Source organism: Flavobacterium sp. (assembly GCF_036782315.1).
GTDB lineage: Bacteria > Bacteroidota > Bacteroidia > Flavobacteriales > Flavobacteriaceae > Flavobacterium.
Map to the genome: position 1 here is coordinate 216,582 of NZ_DAIPZK010000002.1, position 22,469 is coordinate 239,050.

The window sequence follows — 22,469 nt, forward strand, 5'->3', positions numbered from 1 at the left end:
GGGATTTTTTTATTCTATAATCCACAACAAAACAGGTTTTTCCGATTGCTGTAATCGCTCATCTAACTTTTCCATAAAAGCGTCAGAAACTGCAGGACAACCCCAACTTAACGGACTGTATCGTGGATAAATTTCTTGGTTTTTAACAGCACTCCACGAATGTAATACTACTACCCTCTTTACAGCATTTTTGTTGGAAGGCTCTAATCCGTGGAGCCAGTATTTTACATTAATTCCCCATGAACTATAATCGCGATTTCCAATTTTGTATTTGCCTTTCATAGAGCAATGACTATTTACCCGATGATCGAATTTAACTTTTTCCCATTTTTTAGGATTTTCCTCAAACTGATCACAACTTCCGTGAGTAACCAAATTTTTATCCACAACTTTATTCGTTTCAAAATCATAAATAAAAAATCGATTTTTTCCAGAATGCACACTCAAATCAATTAAAAAATAATAGTCTTCGTTATATTGATTTTCTTTACAAAAATCAGAAGCTTCTTTGTGAAATGAATTATAATTTTTAATCGCTACTGTTTCAACCTCCGAATTAGTACTACATAAAAATCCAACTACAATTGATAGTAAAAAATGTTTCATTGAAATGGGTTTTAAAATGATATAACTCCACTTTTGAACTTTTATTTAAAACGAGGATGTTAAATTCTTACTAAAGTTCCGAATTCTAAATTCTGAATTCTAAATTCAAATTCCCTATCTTTGCGCCCCTTAAAAATTTAGGACATGTCAAATAACAATATAATTAAAGGTGTTTTTTTAGTTGCATTAGGTGCTACGAGTTACGGAATGTTAGCGACTTTCGTGAAATTAGCATACAAAGAAAATTTCACAACAGCCGAGGTAACTTCTTCTCAATTCATTTATGGAATCCTTGGTATTTTAATCATCAACTTGTTTCAACGTACAAAAAATAAGAATAAAACGGTGAAAGCATCTCCAAAAAACATTTTACATTTAATGTTAGCAGGAACTTCTTTAGGAATGACCAGTGTTTTCTACTATTTAGCTGTAAAGTACATACCTGTTTCTATTGGAATTGTATTATTAATGCAAACTGTTTGGATGGGCGTTTTATTAGAATGGTTTTTAGATAAAAAAGCACCTTCTTTTCAAAAAATTATATCCGTAATTATTGTTTTAATCGGAACGGCTTTGGCCATTAATATTTTCAAAATCAACTTTAATGATCCAAACATTGATTGGGCAAACGGATTATTTTGGGGATTATTAGCTGCCGCTTCATTCACAACAACGATGTTTACAGCAAACAAAGTAGCGTTAGGAATTTCGTCTGCGCAAAGAAGTTTGTATATGTTATTAGGCGGAGCTGTCATAGTTTTTGGTTTCAGCTTATTCACTCAAGTTACGCCTTTCAACTTTGAAATTTTTGCGAAATGGGGAATTGTACTGGCATTATTCGGAACCATAATTCCACCTATGTTATTAAACGCAGGATTTCCTCATACTGGAATTGGATTAGGAAGTATTGTATCTTCTTTAGAATTACCTGTTTCAGTAATGATGGCCTTTTTTCTTTTAAACGAACAAGTTTTATTCATCCAATGGATTGGAATTATACTGATAATTACAGCAATTGTGATTATGAATATTCAATTCAAGAAAAAATAAAGTAAATTAGCGATGTAATTCATCGCTTTTTTTATGCTCGATTTATTCCCAAAAGAAAAAATAGTTTTACCATTACCTGATGCGGTTTTCGAATTCTACCCTAATTTCTTCAACAAAGATGAAGCGGATGAGTTATTTGAAAAATTATTAAACGAAACACCTTGGCAACAAGATGATATCATCATTTTTGGAAAGAAAATTGCACAACCCAGATTAACTTGTTTATTTGGAAATGAAGGAAAACCATATTCTTATTCAGGTTTGACTATGCAACCTCATAATTGGAACCCAACATTAATATTCATTAAAGATAAGATTGAACAAGAAGCAAATCAATACTTTACCACCGTTTTAGCCAATTTATACCGAAACGAAAAAGACAGTAACGGTTGGCATTCCGATAATGAAAAAGAATTGGGTAGAAATCCAACTATTGCCTCTATTAGTTTTGGTGAAGAACGCAAATTTCAACTGAAACACAATACAATTTCTGAGGCAAGAATAAACTTAAATCTCAACCATGGGAGTTTATTATTGATGAAAGAAGGCAGCCAAATTTACTACAAACATCAAATCCCAAAAGCAGTACAACCTAAAAACGCAAGAATAAATTTAACATTTAGAACAATTCTGTAAATATTTCTCAAAAACTAGGACCTACTTTAGAAAATTTTTAAAAATTTCAGAAAAAGTATTTGGCTTACTTTTTGAATTTATTTTTTTACTAATATTGAATTATTAACCAATAAACTAGACAGAAATAGTATTTACTTCATGAAAAAGAAGAAAATTTCAGAATTCGACAACGAAACATTAGATAGAGTTGTTGCTATGGCGCAAGAGGAAAAAAAACCTTTTGAAGTTTTAAAAGAGGAATTCGGAGTAACAGAAAACGAAGTTACCGAATTAATGCGAAAAAGATTGTCCAAAGATAATTTTGAACTTTGGAAAAAGAAAGTGACTGCTAGTAAGCCAAAACCGAAACCAATAAAATATAACGAATTGGAAGACGAAGACTTAGACAGCAAATATTATTTCAAAAATAAATTCGACTAAAAAAATTTAACTCTTGTTCAACAAGAGTTTTTTTATTTTATATAGAAATTTGTTTCATGGAAAAGAAACAATTTACCGACTCAGAAATCGATCGTATCATTGAGATGGCTTGGGAAGACCGAACTCCTTTTGAAGCCATTACATTTCAATTTGGAATTTCAGAGCAAGACACCATTGAAATTATGCGTCGCGAAATGAAACCATCAAGTTTCAGAATGTGGCGCGAACGTGTACAAGGTAGAACAACCAAACACGCAAAACTCCGTGTAAATGGTATCGATCGTTTTAAATGTAAACTACAAAGACAAATTACCGGTAACAAAATTTCTAAACGATGATGTAACATTTTATTAGTTTTACCTACTTATGTTTATAAACTAGAGTAAAATGAAAAAAATAATTCTTTCCCTTGCTTTTGTGGGATTTTTATGGAGTTGTAGCCCAACTCAAACAACAACGCAACAAAATGATGTAGCAGTTACTATTGATTTAATTAATGTAAAAGATGATAAAGTAATGGTTACCGTTACACCTCCAACTTTTACAAGCGAAACGGTTACTTTCCATTTCCCAAAAACAGTTCCAGGAACCTATTCTGAAGACGATTATGGCCGTTTTATCGAAAACGTTAAGGCTTTTGACGCAAAAGGAAATCCAATTAAAGTAGCTAAAATCGATGAGAATTCATATTCTATTTCAAACGCAACTAAATTGTCAAAAATCACATATTTAGTGAATGATACATTTGATACGGAAGGTGGTGCTGGCTTTGGAGAAAGCGAAGACGTATTCTCACCTGCTGGAACCAATATAAATGCTGGAGTTAACTTCATGTTGAACACACATGGATTTATTGGTTACTTCAAAGGAAAAGAAGAAACTCCATACAAATTAACAGTAACTCACCCTGAAAGTTTAATGGGTATTTCTGCCATGACAGATATGGATACAAGTGCCACATCAGATGTGTTTTACATGCCAAAATATGCCAACTTGGTAGAAATGCCAATCATGTATTCAAAACCAGATTATACTTCATTCATGGTAGATGATATGGAAATTATCATCAGTGTATATTCGCCAACAGGGAAATATACAGCGAAACAAATTACTCCTAATATGGAAACGATGATGAAAGCTCAAAAACGTTTCTTAGGACCAATCAACACTACAAAAAAATACGCCATCTTATTGTACTTATCAGACATGGCTGCAAAAGATGCTAAAGGTTTTGGAGCATTAGAACACCCAACATCTACAACAGTTGTAATGCCAGAAATGATGGGATTAGAAATGTTACAAGAGCAATTAAAAGATGTCGTTTCTCATGAATTCTTCCACATTGTTACGCCATTGACTATTCACTCAACCGAAATCCAATATTTCGATTTCAACAATCCTCAAATGTCTGAGCATTTATGGATGTATGAAGGAGTTACAGAATATTTCGCTAACTTATTCCAAGTAAATCAAGGCTTAATTGATGAAAAAGAATTTTTTGAAAGAATGGCTGGCAAAATTGCACAATCACGCCAAATGAATGACAATATGAGTTTTACAAAAATGAGTAAAAACGTATTGAATCCACCTTACAAAGACCAATACTTAAACGTATATCAAAAAGGAGCTTTAATTGCGATGTGTATCGATATTTTAATTAGAGAAAATAGCAATGGTCAAAAAGGAATTTTAAACCTAATGCAAGAATTATCTAAAGAATACGGAACTACAAAAGCCTTTAAAGACGACGAGTTATTTGCAAAAATCACAGCATTAACTTATCCTGCTGTTGGAGAATTCTTAAAAAACCACGTTGCAGGTGAAACTCCTATTCCTTACGAAAAATATTTTGCTAAAATGGGAGTTACTGAAGCATCTATCGAAGTAGCAGGAAATCCATTTTTAAAAGGTCAAAGAGAGCCTTATATTACTGTAAATCCAAGCACAAAAGAAATCATGATTTTACCTGAAATCGAATTAAATGTATTTATGAAAACCTTAGGTTTAAAAAATAATGATACACTTTTAGCTTTTAACGACAAAAATTACAATTTAGACAACATCTACGATTTAATTATGGCAAGCATGACTTGGAAAGATGGCGATGCTATTTCAGTTAAAATCAAAAGAGATGGTAAAGAACAAACTGTAAAAGGAAAAGTAGTAATGCCAAAAGAAAAACAAGACGGCTACCAATCTACTGACAATACTAAAAAAGCAGTTCGTGAAGCTTGGTTAAGAGGTTAAAATTTGAAATTGAATTTTGCAATTGACATTGCACTTGAAAATCCTCAAAGTACTTAGTATTTTGAGGATTTTTTTATTTACTTTGCGAACATAAATTAAATTCACAATAAAATCAAAGATTCACGAAATTCAAAATTCAACAAATAATATAATGAGTAAGAAAATATTTTTAGCCGTAATTGCCGTTATCACATTAATAGCTTGTAACAATAAGGAAACTGACGGAAACGTTCACATCACAGGAAATATAAAAGGATTAAGTCAAGGAAAACTATATTTACAAAGAATACAAGATTCAACATTAGTAACAATAGACAGTATTACTATCAATGGTGATTCAAAGTTTGAAAGTCATATTAATTTAGATAGTCCCGAAATGCTATACTTAATATTAGACCGTGGACAAACTAAATCAATAGACGATAATTTACCTTTTTTTGCTGAACCAGGAAATATTCATATAGAAACAACTTTAAAACACTTTTTTTCTGATGCCAAAGTTACAGGTTCAAAGAATCATGATTTATGGGTAAAGTTTGATAGTTTAAACAGTAAATTCAGAGATCAAAACTTAGCCATAATGGCAAAACGTTTAAAAAACGAATTAAAACCAAACCCAACCACAACAGATAGCATTGATAAAGCCTATAAAAACTTATTAACTAGAAAATATCGTTACACTGCTCATTTTGCAGTAACAAATGGAGACAAAGAAATTGCGCCTTATTTAGCACTTTCAGAAATTGCCGATATCAACACGGCTTATTTAGACACTATTCAAAAAAGTATGACGCCAGAAGTTGCAAAATCAAAATATGGAAAAATGCTGAATGAATATATTAAAGAAAGAAAAGCGATTGAAAAATAATAAAGTAAAAACATAAGGAACCACACACTAAAAGTTGTGGTTTTTTTATATCTGTTAATGAACCATTGCTATTAACAATAACGTTAAAGTAATAATTAAGTCGTTATAAGAACAACAAAATAACTATCAAACAAAAGAATAAAAACGTGTTAGAGGTAAAATAATTCGTAATATTATTTTGTCCTTAGTATCGAAAAAGCTCTTTCTTCTTTCTTCATCCCTATTTTCGGGTAATATTCCATTGCTGTTGGAACTGAAAGCAAAAGTATCATTGATTCTTCTCCTAATTTTTCTTTTGTCAAATAAACAAGTTTTTTACCAATTCCACCTTTTTTATAATCTGGATGAACAGCAAGATCGGCCAGATAACAGCTCCAAACCCAATCTGTAATTGAACGTGCAACTCCTACCAATACGTTTTTATCCCAAGCAGTAACTATTAAATTTGAACTATCATACATTTTTTGAATTCTATCTTTATCATTTGTTGGTCTTGGTAAACCAGCTTTATCATATAGATCAATTATTTGTTCTACCGAAGGTCGTTTGTCAAAACTAAATTCTAAAATCATATTTAAGTTCTTTTATTAATATCTACTACAAAAATACTTACTAAGAAGTATTAAACCCTTATCAAATAAATAAAAATTTCAACGATTAAGACGTAGTTAGCGGAAGCATCTTGCTCGTGACAACATATTTCAAACTTTTAAAAATCTTATTAAACTTTATGTGTACAAGCTTGACGTTTGTGCTAGCATTTAAAAATTCTGAAATAAACTCAAAATGGTATAAAACAAAAAACCACCACATTACTGTGATGGTTTCTACTTTAGAGCCGATGGAGGGACTCGAACCCACGACCTGCTGATTACAAATCAGCTGCTCTAGCCAGCTGAGCTACACCGGCAACTCTATTGCGGTGCAAATATACTTCTGAAAATTAAATTTCCAAAAAAAATATGCACTTTTTTATCGCAATTTTTTAGTTTAATTCGTTTATTTTCGCAACAAATTGATTTGCAGCCGCTTCGTAATCCTTACGGATTTGTTTAAAATGCGCTTTTTTGTTTTCAACGTCTTTTTGATTTGCTCTAGTCATTAAAGTATCAAAAGTTTCGTAGATTTCATCAACTAATTTATCAGATGCTTCAGTTGGTTTTCCAGCTGTAGACATTTCCCAAATGTAAACGATGTTTACAATATCCCCTAAAACGTAGTTGATTTCTTTTTTCAAGTTTTTAACGCTTGCCATTTTGTATAAATTTAAAATTTGAAGCAAAATTACATAATATATTTTGTTCTCAATACACTATATAGAAATTTCTAACAAAGTAGCCTTTCCTCTCAAAGTTAGATTTTCTATACAAGCCGGAATCAAAATTGTATCGCCCATTCGGTATCGTAAGATTTCGCCATTTACTATCATTTCAAATTGACCGTTAGTACACATGAAAACCGTGAAAGCTTCTTTGACTTTTTTCCAAATATAAGTTTCTTGTAAGGCAATGATATTCGTAACAAAGTAGTGGCAATTTACAACAGCTGCACTTTTATTTACTTCTTCTTTGTAGTCAATTTTAGAATGTGTTGTTTGGTAATTTATAGCATCTAAAGCTAATTCTGTATGCAATTCTCTTCCATTTCCATTAGCATCTACTCTATCCCAATCGTAAATACGATACGTAACATCACTAGTCTGCTGAATTTCTGCCACTACTACTCCTGCTCCAATGGCATGAATCGTTCCAGTTTCCAAAAAGAAAACATCACCTTTTGAAACGGGATATTCATTTAGCAAATCAATTAGATTTTTATTTTCTAAATACGCTAAATATTCTTCCTTATTGGAATCTTTTTTAAATCCAACAACCAAACGTGCTGATTCATCTGCTTGCATCACATACCACATTTCAGTTTTCCCGAAAGAATTATGACGTTCTTTAGCTAAAGTATCATTGGGATGTAATTGAATGGATAAATCCTCCTTAGCATCAATAAATTTAAAAAGTAAAGGAAATTGTTTTCCAAAACGACTAATGACCAATTTTCCTAAAATTTCTTCGGGATATAAATCGATAATTTCATTAATGTTCTTCCCTTTTAAAACACCATTATTAACCACACTAATATCACCAGGAACAGTTGAAATTTCCCAACTCTCGCCCGTAGTTTCAGAAACTATAGGTTTGTTGAGATAAGTTTTCAACTTGGTTCCGCCCCAAATGCGGTCTTTAAGTATTGGTGTAAACGTTAATGGATAAAACTTCATAGTCAAATAGTGAAGTACAAAGATGCGAAAAAAGTATTAAAATCCTAAAATTTAGATTTTTTGGATGATTTATTTCGCTTTCTGAATGGCTTTCAAAGCTCTTTCAATATGATTTTTCGCACTCATGCTATCAAAAATATAAATACAATAACCTTTTGCATCAAAAACATATGTTACACGTCCAGGCAACAACCCAAAAAGTGCAGTTGGAACTCCAAACAAACGTCGTAGTTTTCTATCTGAATCTGATAACAAAATAAAAGGCAATTTATATTTCTGTTGAAAATTCTGATGAGAAGTAGCTGAATCACCACTTACACCAATCACTTCAGCGCCTAAATCTTGAAAATCTTGATAAGCATCTCTAAAATTGCAAGCTTGAGTAGTACAGCCTGGTGTAAAATCCTTTGGATAGAAGTAAATCACAACAGGTTTCTGATGAATTTCATGACTATCAAAAGCAGTTCCATCCTGCTTAGTAGCTTTAAAACTTGGTAATTTATCTCCTATTTGAATCGCCATAATTAGTTTCCTTTATAAGTTACAAAATTTCTAGGTGTTTCGTATAAAGTAATTTCCAACTCTTTATCAGCAGCAATCAAAACGCGAAGTTTGTTCCAGATAATATAAGCGATATGTTCCGCTGTTGGATTCAAATCTTGGAATTCTGGAACATCTTCGTTTAAATTTTTATGATCAAATGCTTCTTCAATATGTTCTTTAATTAAATCAGATAAGATTTTAGTATCAATTACATAACCTGTTTCCTTATCTACTTCACCTGTTACCGAAACAATCAGTTCGTAGTTGTGCCCATGAAAGTTGGGATTATTACATTTTCCAAAAACTTCCTGATTTTTTTCCATAGACCAATCCTTGCGATACAAACGATGCGCTGCATTAAAATGGGCTTTTCTTGAAACAGTTACTCTCATAATTTGGGTTTTAGGTAATGGGTAAAAGGCTTTGGGTTTTAATTTTTTAAAATTTATCCAATTTTATCAATCTGTGTTCCTGAAATAAAATTTACAATTTATGATCTTCTAGATAATGATAAAACTCGTCAAATATGATTTTAAACCAAACAGTATAAGCATCCGGATTAACAACCATATCTTCTTTTATAGCTTCAATAGTCATCCATTTCCAGCTTTCTACTTCATCCTCATTAATAACAGGCTCTCCATTGTAATAACCAATCATTACATGATCTAATTCGTGTTCGGTTAAACCGTTATCAAAAGGGGCTTTGTAAATGAAATGAAACAACTCTTTTAATTCTGTTTGAAAACCCATTTCTTCAAACAAGCGACGTTTTCCAGCTTCTATATTGGTTTCTCCAGCACGTTGATGACTACAACAAGTATTAGTCCACAAAAGTGGCGAATGGTATTTGTGATGTGCACGTTGTTGCAACATTACCTCGTTTTTATCATTTAAAATGAATACCGAGAAAGCTCTGTGCAAAACAGCTTTTTCATGCGCTTCCATTTTATTCATAAGCCCAATTGGCTCATCTTGCTCGTTGACTAAAATTACTTGTTCTTCTATCATAATGGTATAATGCTTGTCAAAAATACGAAAAAAGATAGGATTAAATACTCGTTTTTAAGTTTGTGATAAGTTTAACTTGTGTTGAATAAAGCTCAAATCCAATCAGAATCATTTATTAAATCATGCTTTTCTATAATTGGAAGACTTTTTTCACTATCTTTGCACCATTAGTAATGATATGAATTTCTTCTCGCAATACTTTGAATAAAAGTACTTTATAAATTTCTTGTTTATTTCGCTTGTGTATTTTTATCCGTTTACTTTTAAAAAATACTAATTAAAATTATTGAATTTAATGGCAAGACCACAAGAAACCTTCAACAAAAGAGAACAAGAAAAACTAAGAGCACAAAAAAGAAAAGAAAAACAAGAAAAAAAAGAAGCTCGTAAAGCCAATCCTAAATTATCGGGAGAGGATTTATATGTTTATGTAGACGAAAATGGACACTTAACCAGCACGCCTCCAGACCCATCAAAAAGAATTGAAGTTGATGTAGAAAGCATTGAAATTGGTGTTTCAAGAAGAACAGAATCCGATGAAATTCCTACAGAACGCAGAGGAACCGTAGATTTTTTCAATGAATCAAAAGGCTTTGGTTTTATCAAAGAAGTAGAAACTGGAGAAAAATACTTTGTTCACATCAGTGGTTTGGTAGACAAAGTTAAGGAAGGCAACTTAGTAACATACGATTTAGAAAAAGGCGCTAAAGGCATGAATGCTGTAAACGTTAAAAAAATATAACCCCTTTTTATCCCAAAAATTAAAATCACAGCATACGTTGTGATTTTTTTGTTTATCAAAAGAAGACAATTAGTAAAAATTCGTGTAATTCGTGTTTTTATTCCCCTAAACTCTCCGCAATTTTTAAGGCACATTTTTCACCGTCAATGGCTGCTGAAATGATTCCGCCAGCATAACCTGCTCCTTCACCACACGGATATAAACCTTTGATTTGCACGTGTTCCAATGAAAAATTATCTCTTGGAATTCGTACTGGTGACGACGTTCTACTTTCTGGTGCATGTAAAATGGCTTCATTAGTCATGTAACCACGCATCGATTTTCCGAATTGTACAAATCCTTCACGCATGATTTGGGTTAAAAATCCAGGAAAAACTTGTCCTAATTCAACCGAAGTCGTACCTGGAACATAAGATGTTTTTGGAATAGCTGCCGAAACTTTATTTTGCGTAAAATCTACCATACGTTGTGCAGGAACTTTTTGCGTTTCACCTGCCAAATGCCATGCTTTTTGCTCGATAGCTTTTTGAAATTCCATTCCCGCTAGAGGTCCGAATTTTTGAAACGGTTTGAAATCTTCTAATTTTAATTCCACCACAATTCCCGAATTGGCTGTAGCTTGATCGCGTTTTGAAGGTGACCATCCGTTGGTAACTACTTCACCTGGAGCCGTTGCACAAGGTGCAATTACACCACCTGGACACATACAAAACGAATACATACCACGACCATTCACTTGTTTTACAATTGAATACGGTGCAGGTGGCAAATAATCACCTCTAAAATCGCATGAATATTGAATTTGATCAATTAATTCTTGAGGATGTTCTGCACGAACACCTAAAGCAAAAGGTTTCGCTTCAATATGAACCCCTTTTTTATGTAACAATTCAAAAATATCACGAGCCGAATGTCCGGTAGCTAAAATGACTTTGTTAGCCGAAATAACCTCACCGTTTTGGATAACAACACCTTGCATCTCGTTATTTTTGATAACAAAATCCGTCACACGAGTTTCAAACAGAACTTGACCACCACATGCGATGATTTTCTCGCGAATATCTTGAATAATTTGAGGTAACTTATTTGTTCCAATGTGCGGATGTGCTTCCACCATAATATCAGGTGTAGCTCCGAAGCCTACTAAAAGCGCTAGAATTCGATCTACGTCACCTCGTTTTTTAGAACGAGTATATAATTTTCCGTCAGAATACGTTCCTGCTCCACCCTCTCCAAAACAATAATTAGAGTCTTCGTTTACGATACCATCACGATTAATAGCTTTCAAATCACGTCGACGACCGCGTACATCTTTTCCGCGTTCTAAAACGATTGGTTTTAATCCTAATTCTATTAATTGCAAAGCCGCAAATAATCCCGCCGGACCTGCACCAACCACAATTACTTCTTGTTTGTTGGTAACATTAGGATAATCGGGTAATTCAATTTTAGATTCAACATATGCTTCTCCAACTAGAAAAACATTCGCTTTAATATTGATTTTTATCGCTTTCTGACGTGCATCAATCGAACGCTTTACAACCACTACTTTCTGAATTTCTTTAGGGCTAACCTGAAATAGCTTCGCTACATGTTGGGCTAACAAACTTTCGTTTGCGGCTACTTCGGGTGAAACTTGAAATTGAAATTCGCGTGGCATAGTGTATTCATGTTAATTATGCTGCAAAAATAGTAATTTGAAACTTGACTTTGTAACTTTGCTACTTTGAAACTTACAAAATGCGAAAAATAAAACTAATTTGGGATTTTAGAGGAGAAACCGCAGCCAAAACAGCGGAACATCATGATATTCATCTAAACGAGTACTTAGAAAAAGAGAAAATTACACTAGAAAAAACAGGCTTTGAAGTTATCAATGAAATGCATGCGATTGCTTTCATTGTGGTAGATGAAAAAGATATGATTACCTTTAGAGATATTTTAAAACCACACAGAGGAGAAGTTTATTCCACAACCTAAATTATGATTAGTACTATTATCAATATGTTTGGGAACAAATGTCCCAATTGCAATAAAGGAAAGATTTTTGAAAAAGGGTTGCTACATTTTAGCTTTAGTTTTCCAAAAATGCATGAAAACTGTTCGAATTGCGGAACAAAATTTGAAAAAGAACCTGGTTTTTTCTTCGGAGCAATGTTTGTAAGTTATGCTTTAGGAGTCGCCGAAGCTATTATAACCTACTTTATCTGCATGCCATTTTTTGAAGAAACCTTTGATTTACGCATTATTCCAATTATTGGAGTTGTAATTTTAAGTTTAACCTTAGCCAACATTAAACTATCGCGAATTATTTGGATTTATATATTTAAGGAGTATTCGGTGTAAAAAGAAAATCCAAACTCAATTTAAAAAAGAGTTTGGATTTATACTTTTAAAATTTCTCAAATTATTTCAATCTGTATTCCTTATTTCAAAAATTAAGAATTAATTCGCCACTTCACTAATAAACTTAATTCGCATTAAACGAAGTTCTTCGATATCATAATCTCCATCAAATTCTTTTAAAGCATCTTTAATATTGTCCGATTCAGACTCCATAAAATATTCGTGAATTTCTTCTTGCTGGTCTTCGTCTAAAATTTCGTCAATCCAATAACGGATATTTAATTTGGTTCCTGAATATACGATTTGCTCCATTTCCTTTAATAAACCATCCATATCCAAACCTTTTGCTTTCGCAATATCATCTAAACCTAATTTTCGATCGACATTTTGAATAATATACAACTTCAATCCAGAATTAGCACCTGTAGATTTTACCACTAAATCATCTGGACGGATAATATCGTTATCTTCTACATATCTACTAATTAAATCAACGAATGGTTTTCCGTATTTTTTAGCTTTTCCTTCTCCTACTCCATGAACATTGCTTAATTCATCAATAGAAATTGGATATTTTAACGCCATATCTTCCAAAGAAGGATCTTGAAAAATAACAAACGGAGGGACACCCAGTTTTTTAGCTTCTTTTTTACGTAAATCACGCAACATTGCCATTAAAGCTTCATCTGCCGTTCCAGTAGATTTGGCAGCCGTTACAATTGCCTCATCTTCATCTTCGTTATATTCGTGATCTTCTGACATCATAAAAGAAACTGGTTTTTTAATAAACGCTTCTCCTTTTTCTGATATTTTCAAAACACCATAAGTTTCAATATCTTTAGTAAGCAATCCATCCACTAAAACCTGACGAATTAAAGCCATCCAATATTTTTCATCGAAATTAGAACCACTTCCAAAGTACGATTGAGTATCAATTTTCTGGGCTTTGATAATAGCATTAACTTTTCCTACAAGCGCTAAAACCACTTCTTTAGACTTGAATAATTGCTTAGTATCGCGAACAACTTTCAATAAAGTAACCACTTGATCTTGGGCTTCGACTTTCTTTTTCGGATTACGAACGTTGTCATCCATATCAGCTCCTTCTCCGTTGACATCATCGAATTCTTCACCAAAATAATGCAATAAAAATTTACGTCGCGACATTGAAGTTTCTGCATACGCTACTACTTCTTGCAACAATGCAAAACCAATTTCTTGCTCAGCAACGGGTTTTCCTGAAAGGAATTTTTCTAACTTTTCAATGTCTTTGTATGAGTAATATGCCAAACAATGCCCTTCGCCACCATCACGACCAGCACGACCTGTTTCTTGATAATAACTTTCTAATGATTTTGGAATATCGTGGTGAATTACAAAACGAACATCGGGCTTATCGATTCCCATACCAAAGGCGATGGTTGCCACTACGACTTCAACATCTTCCATTAAGAACATGTCTTGATGTTTTGCTCTCGTTTTAGCATCTAAACCAGCATGATAAGGCACAGCGCTAATACCGTTTACTTGTAAAACTTGAGCAATTTCTTCTACTTTTTTACGACTTAAACAATAAATAACACCCGATTTTCCTTTATGTTGTTTGATGAATCGAATAATATCTGATTCTACATTTTTAGTTTTAGTACGTACTTCGTAAAATAAATTAGGACGATTAAACGACGCTTTGAAAGTGTTTGCATCAGGCATGTCCAAATTTTTCAAGATATCTTCTTGTACTTTTGGAGTGGCTGTTGCGGTTAATCCAATCATGGGCACATCACCTAACTGACGTACAATATTTCTTAAATTACGATATTCGGGACGAAAATCATGTCCCCATTCTGAAATACAATGCGCTTCATCAATAGCAACAAAAGATAATTTTACGCTATTTAAAAACTCAATATATTCTTCTTTTGTTAACGATTCTGGCGCCACATATAACAACTTCGTAATACCAGAAGTAATGTCTTTTTTTACCTTAGCAATTTCTGTTTTATTTAACGAAGAGTTTAAAACGTGTGCGATTCCAGGTTCAGAACTCAAACTTCGAATAGCATCAACTTGATTTTTCATTAAAGCAATAAGCGGAGAAACAACAATTGCTGTTCCGTCTAATACCAGTGCGGGTAACTGATAACACAACGACTTTCCACCACCTGTTGGCATTATCACAAAAGTATTGTTCCCTGTGATGATACTCTTAACTACCTGTTCTTGAAGTCCTTTGAATTGGTTAAAACCAAAATATTTCTTTAATTCTTTATGTAAATCAATTTCGTTTGGATTCATTCTCTATTAATATGATTTTACCTAAATTTGCAAACATAAAGATACGATTTTCTTTTACACATACAAATTTTTTAATATTTCTATTTTGAGCACAACAGAAACGATTTTAGCAACAGCAAAAAGAACCCTTCTTTCAGAAAGTAAGAGCATTGAAAACTTAGTAAATTACCTTGATGAAGACTTTGCAAAAAGTGTTTCCGAAATTTACAATACTAAAGGAAGACTAGTAGTAACAGGTATTGGTAAAAGTGCTATAATTGCTCAAAAGATTGTAGCTACATTAAATTCAACCGGAACACCATCTCTATTTTTACATGCAGCAGAAGCCGTTCATGGTGATTTAGGAATGGTTCAACCCGAAGACATTATTATTTGTATTTCAAAAAGTGGTAATAGTCCAGAAATTAAAGTTTTAGCACCTTTATTAAAACGTTTTGGAAACACTTTAATCGGAATGACCGCTGATAAAAATTCGTTCTTAGGAAAAGAATCACACTACGTTTTACATGCGTATGTGGAAAGTGAAGCTTGCCCAAACAACTTAGCACCTACCAACAGTACTACCGCTCAATTAGTTCTTGGTGATGCTTTAGCGGTTTGTTTGATGGAAATGCGTAATTTTAAAAGTGAAGATTTTGCGGTTTATCATCCAGGTGGTGCTTTAGGAAAAAAATTATTACTTCGCGTAAAAGACATGTTAGACACAACTCACAAACCAATGGTAACTCCAGATGCTTCTATCAAAAAAGTAATTATGGAAATTTCCGAAAAACGTTTGGGTGTAACAGCAGTTATCGATAATAATCAAGTAGTTGGAATTGTAACTGATGGAGATATCAGAAGAATGTTAAACAATCGGGATACTTTTGCAGATTTAACAGCACAGGATATCATGACAAAAAATCCAAAAAATATCAATTCTAGTATTTTGGTTTCAGAAGCATTAAATATTTTGGAAAACAATTCGATTACGCAATTAGTCGTAATTGATAACAACGAATACAAAGGAATACTTCACTTACACGATATTTTAAAAGAAGGAATCGTATAATGGCAGAAAAAAACATAAAAGAGATGTCGTTTTTAGACCATCTCGAAGAATTACGTTGGCTATTAGTAAGAAGTTCGGCTGCTATTTTAATTTGTGCGGTTGTAGCTTTCTTTTTTAGCGATTTTATTTTCAATGAAATTATTTTCGGGCCCAAAAGCCCTGATTTTATAACTTATCAATTCTTTTGCGATTTAGGAAAACAATTTGATTTAGCTGATACAATGTGCATCACCGAAATTAATCTTCCTATTCAAAACAGAGAAATGGGCGGGCAATTTTCAATGCATATGTGGACATCTATTACAGTGGGATTCATATTTGCTTTCCCCTTTATGTTGTGGGAAATTTGGAAATTTATTAGTCCGGCTTTATATGAGAAGGAGAAAAAATATGCTGCTTCGTTTATCATTATTTCTTCTTTTTTATTTTTCATGGGGGTTTTATTTGGTTATTATTTGATTGCACCATTATCTGTACAATTCTTCGCCAGTTATATTGTGAGTCCAGAAATCAACAATTCTATTGATATTGATTCGTATATCAGCTTAATGAAAACTTCAGCCATTGCCAGTGGATTGTTATTTGAATTACCTATTATTATTTTCTTTTTAACCAAAATTGGATTGATTAACCCTGAATTTTTGAGAAAATATCGAAAATACACATTGGTAATCGTATTGATTTTATCTGCCATAATAACACCGCCCGATGTAATAAGCCAAATTATTGTAGCAATACCTATTATGATATTATATGAAGCTAGTATTTGGATAAGTGTTTTAGTAATAAAAAGTCAAGAAAGAGAAAAATTAAAAGCATAAAAAAAATGGCCGATTTAGTAAAAGAATTCAACGATTATCGTTCTAAAATGAACGAAAAATTATTAGCCGACAATAACAAAGTCATCAAAAGAATTTTCAATGTTGATACCAATGCCTACATGGAAGGTGCTTTAGATGTAAAAACCAAAGAATTACTGGGTTTAGTAGCTTCAGCCGTTTTACGTTGTGATGATTGCATCAAATACCATTTAGAAACGGCTTACAAAAACGGTGTAAACAAAGAAGAAATGATGGAAGCTATGGGAATTGCCACGCTTGTTGGCGGCACTATCGTAATCCCTCATTTAAGAAGAGCGTATGAATTTTGGGAAGCTTTGGAAGAACAAAATTCAAAATAACAAATTCCAAAATCGAAGTTAAAAGTAGTAGTTCGTTGAATGTTTTTTGTTTATTTGCAATGTAATTTCACTTATAAACTCATAAACTTCTAAACTCATAAACTAGAAAAATGAAATTAAGAGCAGAAAATTTAGTTAAAACCTATAAAAAAAGAAGTGTAGTAAAAGGAATTTCCGTTGAAGTAAATCAAGGAGAAATCGTAGGTTTATTAGGTCCTAATGGAGCTGGAAAAACCACCTCATTCTACATGATTGTAGGTTTAGTAAAACCAAATAGTGGTAATATTTATCTTGATGATATGGATATTACCAACTTTCCTATGTACAAACGTGCACAAAACGGAATTGGTTATTTGGCACAAGAAGCTTCTGTTTTTAGAAAACTGAGTATCGAAGATAACATCTTAAGTGTTTTGCAATTAACATCACTTACCAAAGCAGAACAAGAAGCTAAAATGGAAGCGTTAATTGATGAATTTGCTTTACAACATATTAGAACCAATCGTGGCGATTTACTTTCAGGTGGAGAACGTCGTCGTACCGAGATTGCACGTGCTTTAGCCACCGATCCAAAATTCATTTTGTTAGACGAACCATTTGCGGGAGTAGACCCTGTAGCGGTTGAAGACATCCAAAGAATCGTTGCTCAATTAAAAAATAAAAATATCGGAATTTTAATTACTGACCATAACGTTCAAGAAACACTTGCTATTACCGACAAAACCTATTTAATGTTTGAAGGTGGAATTTTAAAAGCCGGGAAACCAGAAGAATTAGCTTCAGACGAAGTGGTAAGACGTGTTTATCTAGGACAAAATTTCGAATTAAGAAGAACTAAAATCGATTTTGAAGCTCCAAAAACTACTATCATTCACGGAAAAGGAGAATTGAACTTGGATAAAGAGTAATTTTTTTTAGAGCACAAAGTTTCTCAAAGTTTAGCACGAAGTCACACAAAGTATTTTTGTTTTTCATCTTATTTATGTTGTTCTGTAGATGTTTCACAGCATGGCAAACTATACTTACAATCTAATGTGAACTGTAGAAATCATAACGTTTAAAATCAACACAAAGTAAAACTATTTTGTCTGCCATTAAATAATTGTGTTCTTTGCGCCTTCTTTGTGAACCTTGTGGTTAAAATCATCGAATACATTTCAACAGCAACTTATTCTTATCGCCATTAAAAATATTAATGTCCACCATTCCTTCAATTCCTTGAATTTGGGCTTTCTCGGTGAATTGCCAAAACAACCAATCGTCTTCTAAATGATTACGCCAAAAATTATAATTCGCAATCCAAAGCGGATAATCGGAAAATTCTTTTTTTAAAAAATCGGTGTAATAGCTTTCACCTGAATAAATAATAGGTTTTACTTTATAATGCTTTTCTACTTTTTTCAACCATCGACGTAATCCTACTTTTAAGCTATCTATCGACTGTGATTTAGGTAGTTTTTCTATATCTAAAACAGGTGGCAAATCGCCTTTTTCAAGTTTGACATTTTTAATAAAATTTTCGGCTTGTGCAATGGAATTTTCATTAGGACGATAATAGTGATATGCACCTCTAATTAATTGACGCTCTTTGGAAGCTTTCCAATTTTCTTTGAATCGTTTATCCATTTTATCTTTTCCAGCAGTAGCACGAATAAAAACAAAAGACAACTCAAACGACTCATCAATATGGTAAGTTTGTTCCCAGTTAATTTCACTTTGATATTCCGAAACATCAAACCCTATAGCTTTGTCATCGTGTTTGTGCAAGACTTCATAAATTCGAATGTCGGCTAATTTTCGCTCTTCTTTAGAAAGTGTTGCTACGTTTTTATCAGTTTTAAAACCTAAATAATACAAAAATCCATCTCTAAACTTATATATACCGAAAGCTATAAAAAGAAATAATACAAAAGAAATTACATAAAAAATCCATTTACTACTAGAACTGGATTTTCGTTTAACTGTTGATTTTCTTCTGTAATTTTTAGAAGTCATTACGCTTTAGTAATCATTTTATTACTGATAACTGAAACCAATACGTAACTAATAATAATTAAAGGAATGGCAACAAATCCTAAAATAAAAAACGACAGTAATGAACCCATTAAGAACAAGATTTGCATTTTATATTTTGCCCAAGTAAATTCTTTTATTTTTAATGAAAATAATGGAATTTCAGCATTTAAGATATAAGAACTCAAAATGGTAATGAACAACAAAACGTAAGGATTATATAAAACATTCGTAAGCCATTCGAATTCATTTCCAAATTGAATCATTGGAATACTCATAATCACCAAAGCATTTGCTGGTGTTGGCAATCCAATAAAAGAATCTGTCTGACGCGTATCAATATTAAAATTAGCCAAACGATAACATGATGCCAAAGTAATTAGAAATCCTAAATAAGGTACAAATCCCATGTAAAAATACTCTTCTGTTAGATAGTAATCTGAAGTAGAATCTGCTTGAATATTTTGAAACAAAACAAACATCATTAATCCAGGAACTACACCACAGGTTACCATATCTGCTAAAGAGTCTAATTGTAACCCTAATGGTCCTGCAACGTTAAACTTTCGTGCTAAAAAGCCATCCCAAAAATCAAAGAATATACCCAAACATACAAAAAGAAATGCTTCGTCATAATATCCTTTAAATATGGCAATAATAGCTAATAGTCCAGCTGCTAAATTTAGCAAAGTAACAGCATTAGGAATGTGTTTTTTAATTTGCATACAAATACGTTTAAAAGGGCCAAAGTGAAGCCTTAAATAATATACCACAAATGTAATACAATAAGTTAATACTTTTAGAGTTTACTATTTGAGAAATTTATTTCATCTTTGTAAAAAAATTGGCATTGAAAAAGACCGTATTATATTTTCTAATTTGTTTTAGCTGGATGGCTTATGGACAAACCGTAAGAAAATATTCCAATGAATTTCTAAACATTGGAGTGGATGCGGCTGCCTTAGGAATGTCAAATGCTGTCGTGGCGCATACGGGCGATGTAAATTCGGGCTATTGGAATCCGGCTGGATTGTTAAAACTAGAAGACAAACAATTTGCCTTAATGCATGCTAATTATTTTGCAAATATTGCCCAATACGATTATGCTGGTTTTGCCATGCCAATTGACGATAGAAGTGCCGTTGGAATTTCGTTAATTCGTTTTGGTGTAGACGACATTTTGAATACGACTCAGTTAATCGATAGTGAAGGAAATATTGACTATAACAGAATTTCGCTTTTTTCCACTGCTGATTATGCGCTAACAGCTTCCTATGCGAGAAGCTTACCTATTGAAGGTTTAAATTACGGTGTAAATGCAAAAGTAATCAGACGTGTTATTGGAGATTTTGCAAATTCATGGGGTTTTGGTTTTGATTTAGGAATTCAATACATTAGTGATGATGAAGATTGGAAATTTGGTTTAATGGTTCGTGATATTACCACAACATACAACACATGGACTATAAATAAAGAAAAATTTCAAGAAATTGCGGATGCTATTCCCGGTGAAAATCAAGAATTACCAGAAACCAGCGAAATCACTTTACCAAAAGCACAATTAGGAATGTCAAAAAAATGGATTGTACGTTACGATTATAGCATTTTAGCGGCAACTAATTTAAACATGCAATTTGCCCGAACTAACGACATTATTTCAACTAATGCCGTAAGTGTCGATCCAGCACTTGGTTTTGAATTTGGCTATATCGACTTAGTATTTGTAAGAGCTGGTGTTGGGAATTTTCAACAAATTACACAAATCGACAATTCAAAAAAAGTAAGCTTTCAACCTAATATAGGAATCGGATTTAAATACAAAGGTATTCAAGTAGATTACGCGTTAACCGATTTAGGCGACCAAAGTGCCGCTTTATATTCGAATATATTTTCACTGAAAGTAGATTTTGATTTGTTTAGATAATAGAAGTTAGAGTTAAAACCCGAAACGAGCAACTCGAAACCCACAACTCGAAACAATAAAAAGGAATGACAAAAAAACTATTCTTACTAATTCTTTTCATTGGAACATCCATTTCTTTTTCTCAAAGTCTCTCGCTTTCAGAAAAAGCAAAAGTTAGTATTTTAACTTGTGGTTTAGGTCCAGAATCTTACGCCATGTATGGTCATACTGGAATTCGTATACAAGACAATGTAAAAGGAATTGATGTAGTTTATAATTATGGAGCCTTTGATTTTAGCACGCCAAATTTTATTGGAAAATTCATAAAAGGTGATTTACAATATTTTGTTACTTATGGAAGTTTTATTGATTTTTACTACAACTATCAATCTGAAAATAGAGAAATAATCGAACAAGAAATTGCATTATCACCAAAACAAATAAACACTTTATTTCAACAATTAAATCATTCCGTTTTCAGCGAAGATCGTTATTATACTTATAAGTTTATTGACAGGAATTGTACTACTATGGTAGTGGATAAAATTAATGGAATTTTAGGAAGCGAATACATAAAATCAGACACCTTAAATCAATCATATAGAGAAATTCTTTATCCTTATATGACAGATTTCTATATGAAACTAGGAATTCAATTAATTTTTGGAGCTAAAGTTGACGAACCTGCTTCACGATTATTTCTTCCATACGAATTTAAAGATGCCATTTCAGTAACAAAAGTTAATGGAAATACGATTGAAAAAAGCAATAGAAAAATTCTTGAAGTAAACAAACAAGAATTACCTTTTAATTGGTTAAACTCAATATATTCGTTAATTGCATTGCTACTGCTTTTAGTACTTTTAAACAAAAAATTGATAAAAATTAGTTATTTCGTTTTTGCAGGATTATTAGGGCTTTTCTTTTCTTTAGTAGGATTGTATTCCTTACATGAAGAAATTTTATGGAATTACAATATTTTATTATTTAATCCACTATTATTGGTTTTTGCTTGGTATCTAAAAAAGGGAATTAAAGAAAGAATTGTACTATTAGGAAAAATCATTTTGGCAATGCTGTTGATTTACTTAGCGTATATGACGACAAAAGTTCATCTAGAAATTGTTTGGCCTTTCATCGCTTTGCATTTTTATTGGATAGCAAAAATTGTTTTGCAAATTAAGAAATCAAACTTAGCACGCTGATAAAACGGATTTACTATTTCAAAAAGTTTGAAATACAAGGTTTTTAACTTGTTTTCTTCTACGTAAACTCTCTAAAACTGA

At 32.4% G+C, this 22,469-nt stretch carries 26 protein-coding genes and 1 tRNA gene; 15 read left to right on the plus strand and 12 right to left on the minus strand.

The window, feature by feature from the left end; genetic code table 11:
* Positions 1–9: 9 nt before the first annotated feature.
* A complete protein-coding gene (locus V7P59_RS02825; RefSeq protein WP_333808607.1) occupies positions 10–606 on the minus strand; it encodes a murein L,D-transpeptidase catalytic domain-containing protein in 597 nt (198 codons plus the stop codon).
* 144 nt (positions 607–750) lie between these two features.
* On the opposite strand from V7P59_RS02825, the gene V7P59_RS02830 reads away from it, so the two are divergent.
* The 6 genes from V7P59_RS02830 (at position 751) to V7P59_RS02855 (ending at position 5,827) form a co-directional block, all read left to right on the plus strand.
* Positions 751–1,656, plus strand: coding sequence for a DMT family transporter (locus tag V7P59_RS02830; protein ID WP_333808609.1), 906 nt, complete (start codon positions 751–753; stop codon positions 1,654–1,656).
* 33 nt (positions 1,657–1,689) lie between these two features.
* Positions 1,690–2,292, plus strand: a complete 603-nt coding sequence (locus V7P59_RS02835) for an alpha-ketoglutarate-dependent dioxygenase AlkB family protein (protein ID WP_333808611.1) — start codon at positions 1,690–1,692, stop codon at positions 2,290–2,292.
* A gap of 138 nt (positions 2,293–2,430) precedes the next feature.
* Positions 2,431–2,712, plus strand: a complete 282-nt coding sequence (locus V7P59_RS02840) for a TIGR03643 family protein (RefSeq protein ID WP_194094952.1) — start codon at positions 2,431–2,433, stop codon at positions 2,710–2,712.
* Between the two features lie 56 nt (positions 2,713–2,768).
* Entirely contained in the window at positions 2,769–3,050 is a 282-nt protein-coding gene (locus tag V7P59_RS02845; protein WP_333808615.1) for a TIGR03643 family protein, read from the plus strand.
* Between the two features lie 49 nt (positions 3,051–3,099).
* The gene (locus tag V7P59_RS02850) at positions 3,100–4,959 is read left to right on the plus strand and encodes a M61 family metallopeptidase (RefSeq protein WP_333808617.1); all 1,860 of its coding nucleotides are present in this window, start codon (positions 3,100–3,102) and stop codon (positions 4,957–4,959) included.
* Between the two features lie 151 nt (positions 4,960–5,110).
* A complete protein-coding gene (locus V7P59_RS02855) occupies positions 5,111–5,827 on the plus strand; it encodes a DUF4369 domain-containing protein (RefSeq protein WP_333808619.1) in 717 nt (238 codons plus the stop codon).
* Positions 5,828–6,000: 173 nt separating this feature from the next.
* On the opposite strand, the gene V7P59_RS02860 is transcribed toward V7P59_RS02855, so the two are convergent.
* The 7 genes from V7P59_RS02860 to idi all read right to left on the minus strand — a co-directional run bounded on the left by V7P59_RS02860 (position 6,001) and on the right by idi (position 9,653).
* Positions 6,001–6,399, minus strand: coding sequence for a GNAT family N-acetyltransferase (locus tag V7P59_RS02860; RefSeq protein ID WP_231836282.1), 399 nt, complete (start codon positions 6,397–6,399; stop codon positions 6,001–6,003).
* Positions 6,400–6,663: 264 nt separating this feature from the next.
* Positions 6,664–6,737: transfer RNA gene (locus tag V7P59_RS02865), tRNA-Thr, on the minus strand.
* A gap of 75 nt (positions 6,738–6,812) precedes the next feature.
* Positions 6,813–7,082: a hypothetical protein gene (locus V7P59_RS02870; RefSeq protein ID WP_026724519.1), complete on the minus strand. Its 270-nt coding sequence runs from the start codon at positions 7,080–7,082 to the stop codon at positions 6,813–6,815.
* 57 nt (positions 7,083–7,139) lie between these two features.
* Entirely contained in the window at positions 7,140–8,105 is a 966-nt protein-coding gene (locus V7P59_RS02875; RefSeq protein ID WP_442902411.1) for a type I phosphomannose isomerase catalytic subunit, read from the minus strand.
* 63 nt (positions 8,106–8,168) lie between these two features.
* Positions 8,169–8,621: a peroxiredoxin gene (locus V7P59_RS02880; RefSeq protein ID WP_333808631.1), complete on the minus strand. Its 453-nt coding sequence runs from the start codon at positions 8,619–8,621 to the stop codon at positions 8,169–8,171.
* 2 nt (positions 8,622–8,623) lie between these two features.
* Positions 8,624–9,034 (minus strand): 6-pyruvoyl trahydropterin synthase family protein, encoded by a 411-nt coding sequence (locus tag V7P59_RS02885; RefSeq protein WP_231836277.1) that lies wholly within the window; start codon positions 9,032–9,034, stop codon positions 8,624–8,626.
* Between the two features lie 91 nt (positions 9,035–9,125).
* Positions 9,126–9,653, minus strand: a complete 528-nt coding sequence (gene idi / locus V7P59_RS02890) for an isopentenyl-diphosphate Delta-isomerase (protein ID WP_333808635.1) — start codon at positions 9,651–9,653, stop codon at positions 9,126–9,128.
* Positions 9,654–9,948: 295 nt separating this feature from the next.
* On the opposite strand from idi, the gene V7P59_RS02895 reads away from it, so the two are divergent.
* Positions 9,949–10,395, plus strand: a complete 447-nt coding sequence (locus V7P59_RS02895) for a cold-shock protein (RefSeq protein ID WP_333808637.1) — start codon at positions 9,949–9,951, stop codon at positions 10,393–10,395.
* Positions 10,396–10,492: 97 nt separating this feature from the next.
* Here the strand turns inward: V7P59_RS02895 and V7P59_RS02900 are convergent, their stop codons facing one another.
* Positions 10,493–12,055, minus strand: a complete 1,563-nt coding sequence (locus V7P59_RS02900) for an NAD(P)/FAD-dependent oxidoreductase (RefSeq protein WP_333808639.1) — start codon at positions 12,053–12,055, stop codon at positions 10,493–10,495.
* Positions 12,056–12,135: 80 nt separating this feature from the next.
* Here V7P59_RS02900 and V7P59_RS02905 point away from each other — a divergent pair, with 80 nt between their 5' ends.
* Positions 12,136–12,375: a hypothetical protein gene (locus tag V7P59_RS02905; protein ID WP_333808641.1), complete on the plus strand. Its 240-nt coding sequence runs from the start codon at positions 12,136–12,138 to the stop codon at positions 12,373–12,375.
* Between the two features lie 3 nt (positions 12,376–12,378).
* The gene (locus tag V7P59_RS02910) at positions 12,379–12,741 is read left to right on the plus strand and encodes a DUF983 domain-containing protein (RefSeq protein ID WP_333808643.1); all 363 of its coding nucleotides are present in this window, start codon (positions 12,379–12,381) and stop codon (positions 12,739–12,741) included.
* 99 nt (positions 12,742–12,840) lie between these two features.
* Here V7P59_RS02910 and recQ read toward each other — a convergent pair whose 3' ends face one another.
* Entirely contained in the window at positions 12,841–15,036 is a 2,196-nt protein-coding gene (gene recQ / locus V7P59_RS02915) for a DNA helicase RecQ (protein ID WP_333808645.1), read from the minus strand.
* Positions 15,037–15,121: 85 nt separating this feature from the next.
* Between recQ and V7P59_RS02920 the strand changes: the two genes are divergently transcribed.
* The 4 genes from V7P59_RS02920 to lptB all read left to right on the plus strand — a co-directional run bounded on the left by V7P59_RS02920 (position 15,122) and on the right by lptB (position 18,175).
* Entirely contained in the window at positions 15,122–16,087 is a 966-nt protein-coding gene (locus V7P59_RS02920) for a KpsF/GutQ family sugar-phosphate isomerase (protein ID WP_333808647.1), read from the plus strand.
* Complete coding sequence (gene tatC, locus V7P59_RS02925; RefSeq protein ID WP_333808649.1) at positions 16,087–16,908, plus strand: twin-arginine translocase subunit TatC; 822 nt, start codon at positions 16,087–16,089, stop codon at positions 16,906–16,908. The genes V7P59_RS02920 and tatC overlap by 1 nt, the downstream gene beginning before the upstream one ends.
* A 5-nt stretch (positions 16,909–16,913) precedes the next feature.
* Positions 16,914–17,267: a carboxymuconolactone decarboxylase family protein gene (locus tag V7P59_RS02930; RefSeq protein ID WP_333808650.1), complete on the plus strand. Its 354-nt coding sequence runs from the start codon at positions 16,914–16,916 to the stop codon at positions 17,265–17,267.
* A gap of 110 nt (positions 17,268–17,377) precedes the next feature.
* Positions 17,378–18,175 carry an LPS export ABC transporter ATP-binding protein gene (gene lptB, locus V7P59_RS02935; protein WP_333808652.1) on the plus strand — a complete coding sequence of 266 codons (798 nt, stop codon included), beginning with the start codon at positions 17,378–17,380 and terminating at the stop codon, positions 18,173–18,175.
* Positions 18,176–18,410: 235 nt separating this feature from the next.
* Here lptB and V7P59_RS02940 read toward each other — a convergent pair whose 3' ends face one another.
* Complete coding sequence (locus tag V7P59_RS02940; protein ID WP_333808654.1) at positions 18,411–19,262, minus strand: glycoside hydrolase family 25 protein; 852 nt, start codon at positions 19,260–19,262, stop codon at positions 18,411–18,413.
* A complete protein-coding gene (locus tag V7P59_RS02945) occupies positions 19,262–20,005 on the minus strand; it encodes a CDP-alcohol phosphatidyltransferase family protein (protein WP_333808656.1) in 744 nt (247 codons plus the stop codon). Before V7P59_RS02945 ends, V7P59_RS02940 begins: the two co-directional genes overlap by 1 nt.
* 167 nt (positions 20,006–20,172) lie before the next feature.
* On the opposite strand from V7P59_RS02945, the gene V7P59_RS02950 reads away from it, so the two are divergent.
* Both V7P59_RS02950 and V7P59_RS02955 read left to right on the plus strand, forming a co-directional pair.
* Positions 20,173–21,204, plus strand: a complete 1,032-nt coding sequence (locus tag V7P59_RS02950) for a PorV/PorQ family protein (RefSeq protein WP_333808825.1) — start codon at positions 20,173–20,175, stop codon at positions 21,202–21,204.
* Between the two features lie 65 nt (positions 21,205–21,269).
* The gene (locus V7P59_RS02955; RefSeq protein ID WP_333808658.1) at positions 21,270–22,388 is read left to right on the plus strand and encodes a lipoprotein N-acyltransferase Lnb domain-containing protein; all 1,119 of its coding nucleotides are present in this window, start codon (positions 21,270–21,272) and stop codon (positions 22,386–22,388) included.
* Positions 22,389–22,469 lie beyond the last annotated feature (81 nt).

Excerpts from the sequence above, each read along its gene's own strand:
- V7P59_RS02825 (WP_333808607.1), bottom strand. The coding sequence starts at position 606 with ATGAAACATTTTTTACTATCAATTGTAGTTGGATTTTTATGTAGTACT.
- V7P59_RS02830 (WP_333808609.1), top strand. The coding sequence starts at position 751 with ATGTCAAATAACAATATAATTAAAGGTGTTTTTTTAGTTGCATTAGGT.
- V7P59_RS02835 (WP_333808611.1), top strand. The coding sequence starts at position 1,690 with ATGCTCGATTTATTCCCAAAAGAAAAAATAGTTTTACCATTACCTGAT.
- V7P59_RS02840 (WP_194094952.1), top strand. The coding sequence starts at position 2,431 with ATGAAAAAGAAGAAAATTTCAGAATTCGACAACGAAACATTAGATAGA.
- V7P59_RS02845 (WP_333808615.1), top strand. The coding sequence starts at position 2,769 with ATGGAAAAGAAACAATTTACCGACTCAGAAATCGATCGTATCATTGAG.
- V7P59_RS02850 (WP_333808617.1), top strand. The coding sequence starts at position 3,100 with ATGAAAAAAATAATTCTTTCCCTTGCTTTTGTGGGATTTTTATGGAGT.
- V7P59_RS02855 (WP_333808619.1), top strand. The coding sequence starts at position 5,111 with ATGAGTAAGAAAATATTTTTAGCCGTAATTGCCGTTATCACATTAATA.
- V7P59_RS02860 (WP_231836282.1), bottom strand. The coding sequence starts at position 6,399 with ATGATTTTAGAATTTAGTTTTGACAAACGACCTTCGGTAGAACAAATA.
- V7P59_RS02870 (WP_026724519.1), bottom strand. The coding sequence starts at position 7,082 with ATGGCAAGCGTTAAAAACTTGAAAAAAGAAATCAACTACGTTTTAGGG.
- V7P59_RS02880 (WP_333808631.1), bottom strand. The coding sequence starts at position 8,621 with ATGGCGATTCAAATAGGAGATAAATTACCAAGTTTTAAAGCTACTAAG.
- V7P59_RS02885 (WP_231836277.1), bottom strand. The coding sequence starts at position 9,034 with ATGAGAGTAACTGTTTCAAGAAAAGCCCATTTTAATGCAGCGCATCGT.
- idi (WP_333808635.1), bottom strand. The coding sequence starts at position 9,653 with ATGATAGAAGAACAAGTAATTTTAGTCAACGAGCAAGATGAGCCAATT.
- V7P59_RS02895 (WP_333808637.1), top strand. The coding sequence starts at position 9,949 with ATGGCAAGACCACAAGAAACCTTCAACAAAAGAGAACAAGAAAAACTA.
- V7P59_RS02900 (WP_333808639.1), bottom strand. The coding sequence starts at position 12,055 with ATGCCACGCGAATTTCAATTTCAAGTTTCACCCGAAGTAGCCGCAAAC.
- V7P59_RS02905 (WP_333808641.1), top strand. The coding sequence starts at position 12,136 with ATGCGAAAAATAAAACTAATTTGGGATTTTAGAGGAGAAACCGCAGCC.
- V7P59_RS02910 (WP_333808643.1), top strand. The coding sequence starts at position 12,379 with ATGATTAGTACTATTATCAATATGTTTGGGAACAAATGTCCCAATTGC.
- recQ (WP_333808645.1), bottom strand. The coding sequence starts at position 15,036 with ATGAATCCAAACGAAATTGATTTACATAAAGAATTAAAGAAATATTTT.
- tatC (WP_333808649.1), top strand. The coding sequence starts at position 16,087 with ATGGCAGAAAAAAACATAAAAGAGATGTCGTTTTTAGACCATCTCGAA.
- V7P59_RS02930 (WP_333808650.1), top strand. The coding sequence starts at position 16,914 with ATGGCCGATTTAGTAAAAGAATTCAACGATTATCGTTCTAAAATGAAC.
- lptB (WP_333808652.1), top strand. The coding sequence starts at position 17,378 with ATGAAATTAAGAGCAGAAAATTTAGTTAAAACCTATAAAAAAAGAAGT.
- V7P59_RS02940 (WP_333808654.1), bottom strand. The coding sequence starts at position 19,262 with ATGACTTCTAAAAATTACAGAAGAAAATCAACAGTTAAACGAAAATCC.
- V7P59_RS02945 (WP_333808656.1), bottom strand. The coding sequence starts at position 20,005 with ATGCAAATTAAAAAACACATTCCTAATGCTGTTACTTTGCTAAATTTA.
- V7P59_RS02950 (WP_333808825.1), top strand. The coding sequence starts at position 20,173 with ATGGCTTATGGACAAACCGTAAGAAAATATTCCAATGAATTTCTAAAC.
- V7P59_RS02955 (WP_333808658.1), top strand. The coding sequence starts at position 21,270 with ATGACAAAAAAACTATTCTTACTAATTCTTTTCATTGGAACATCCATT.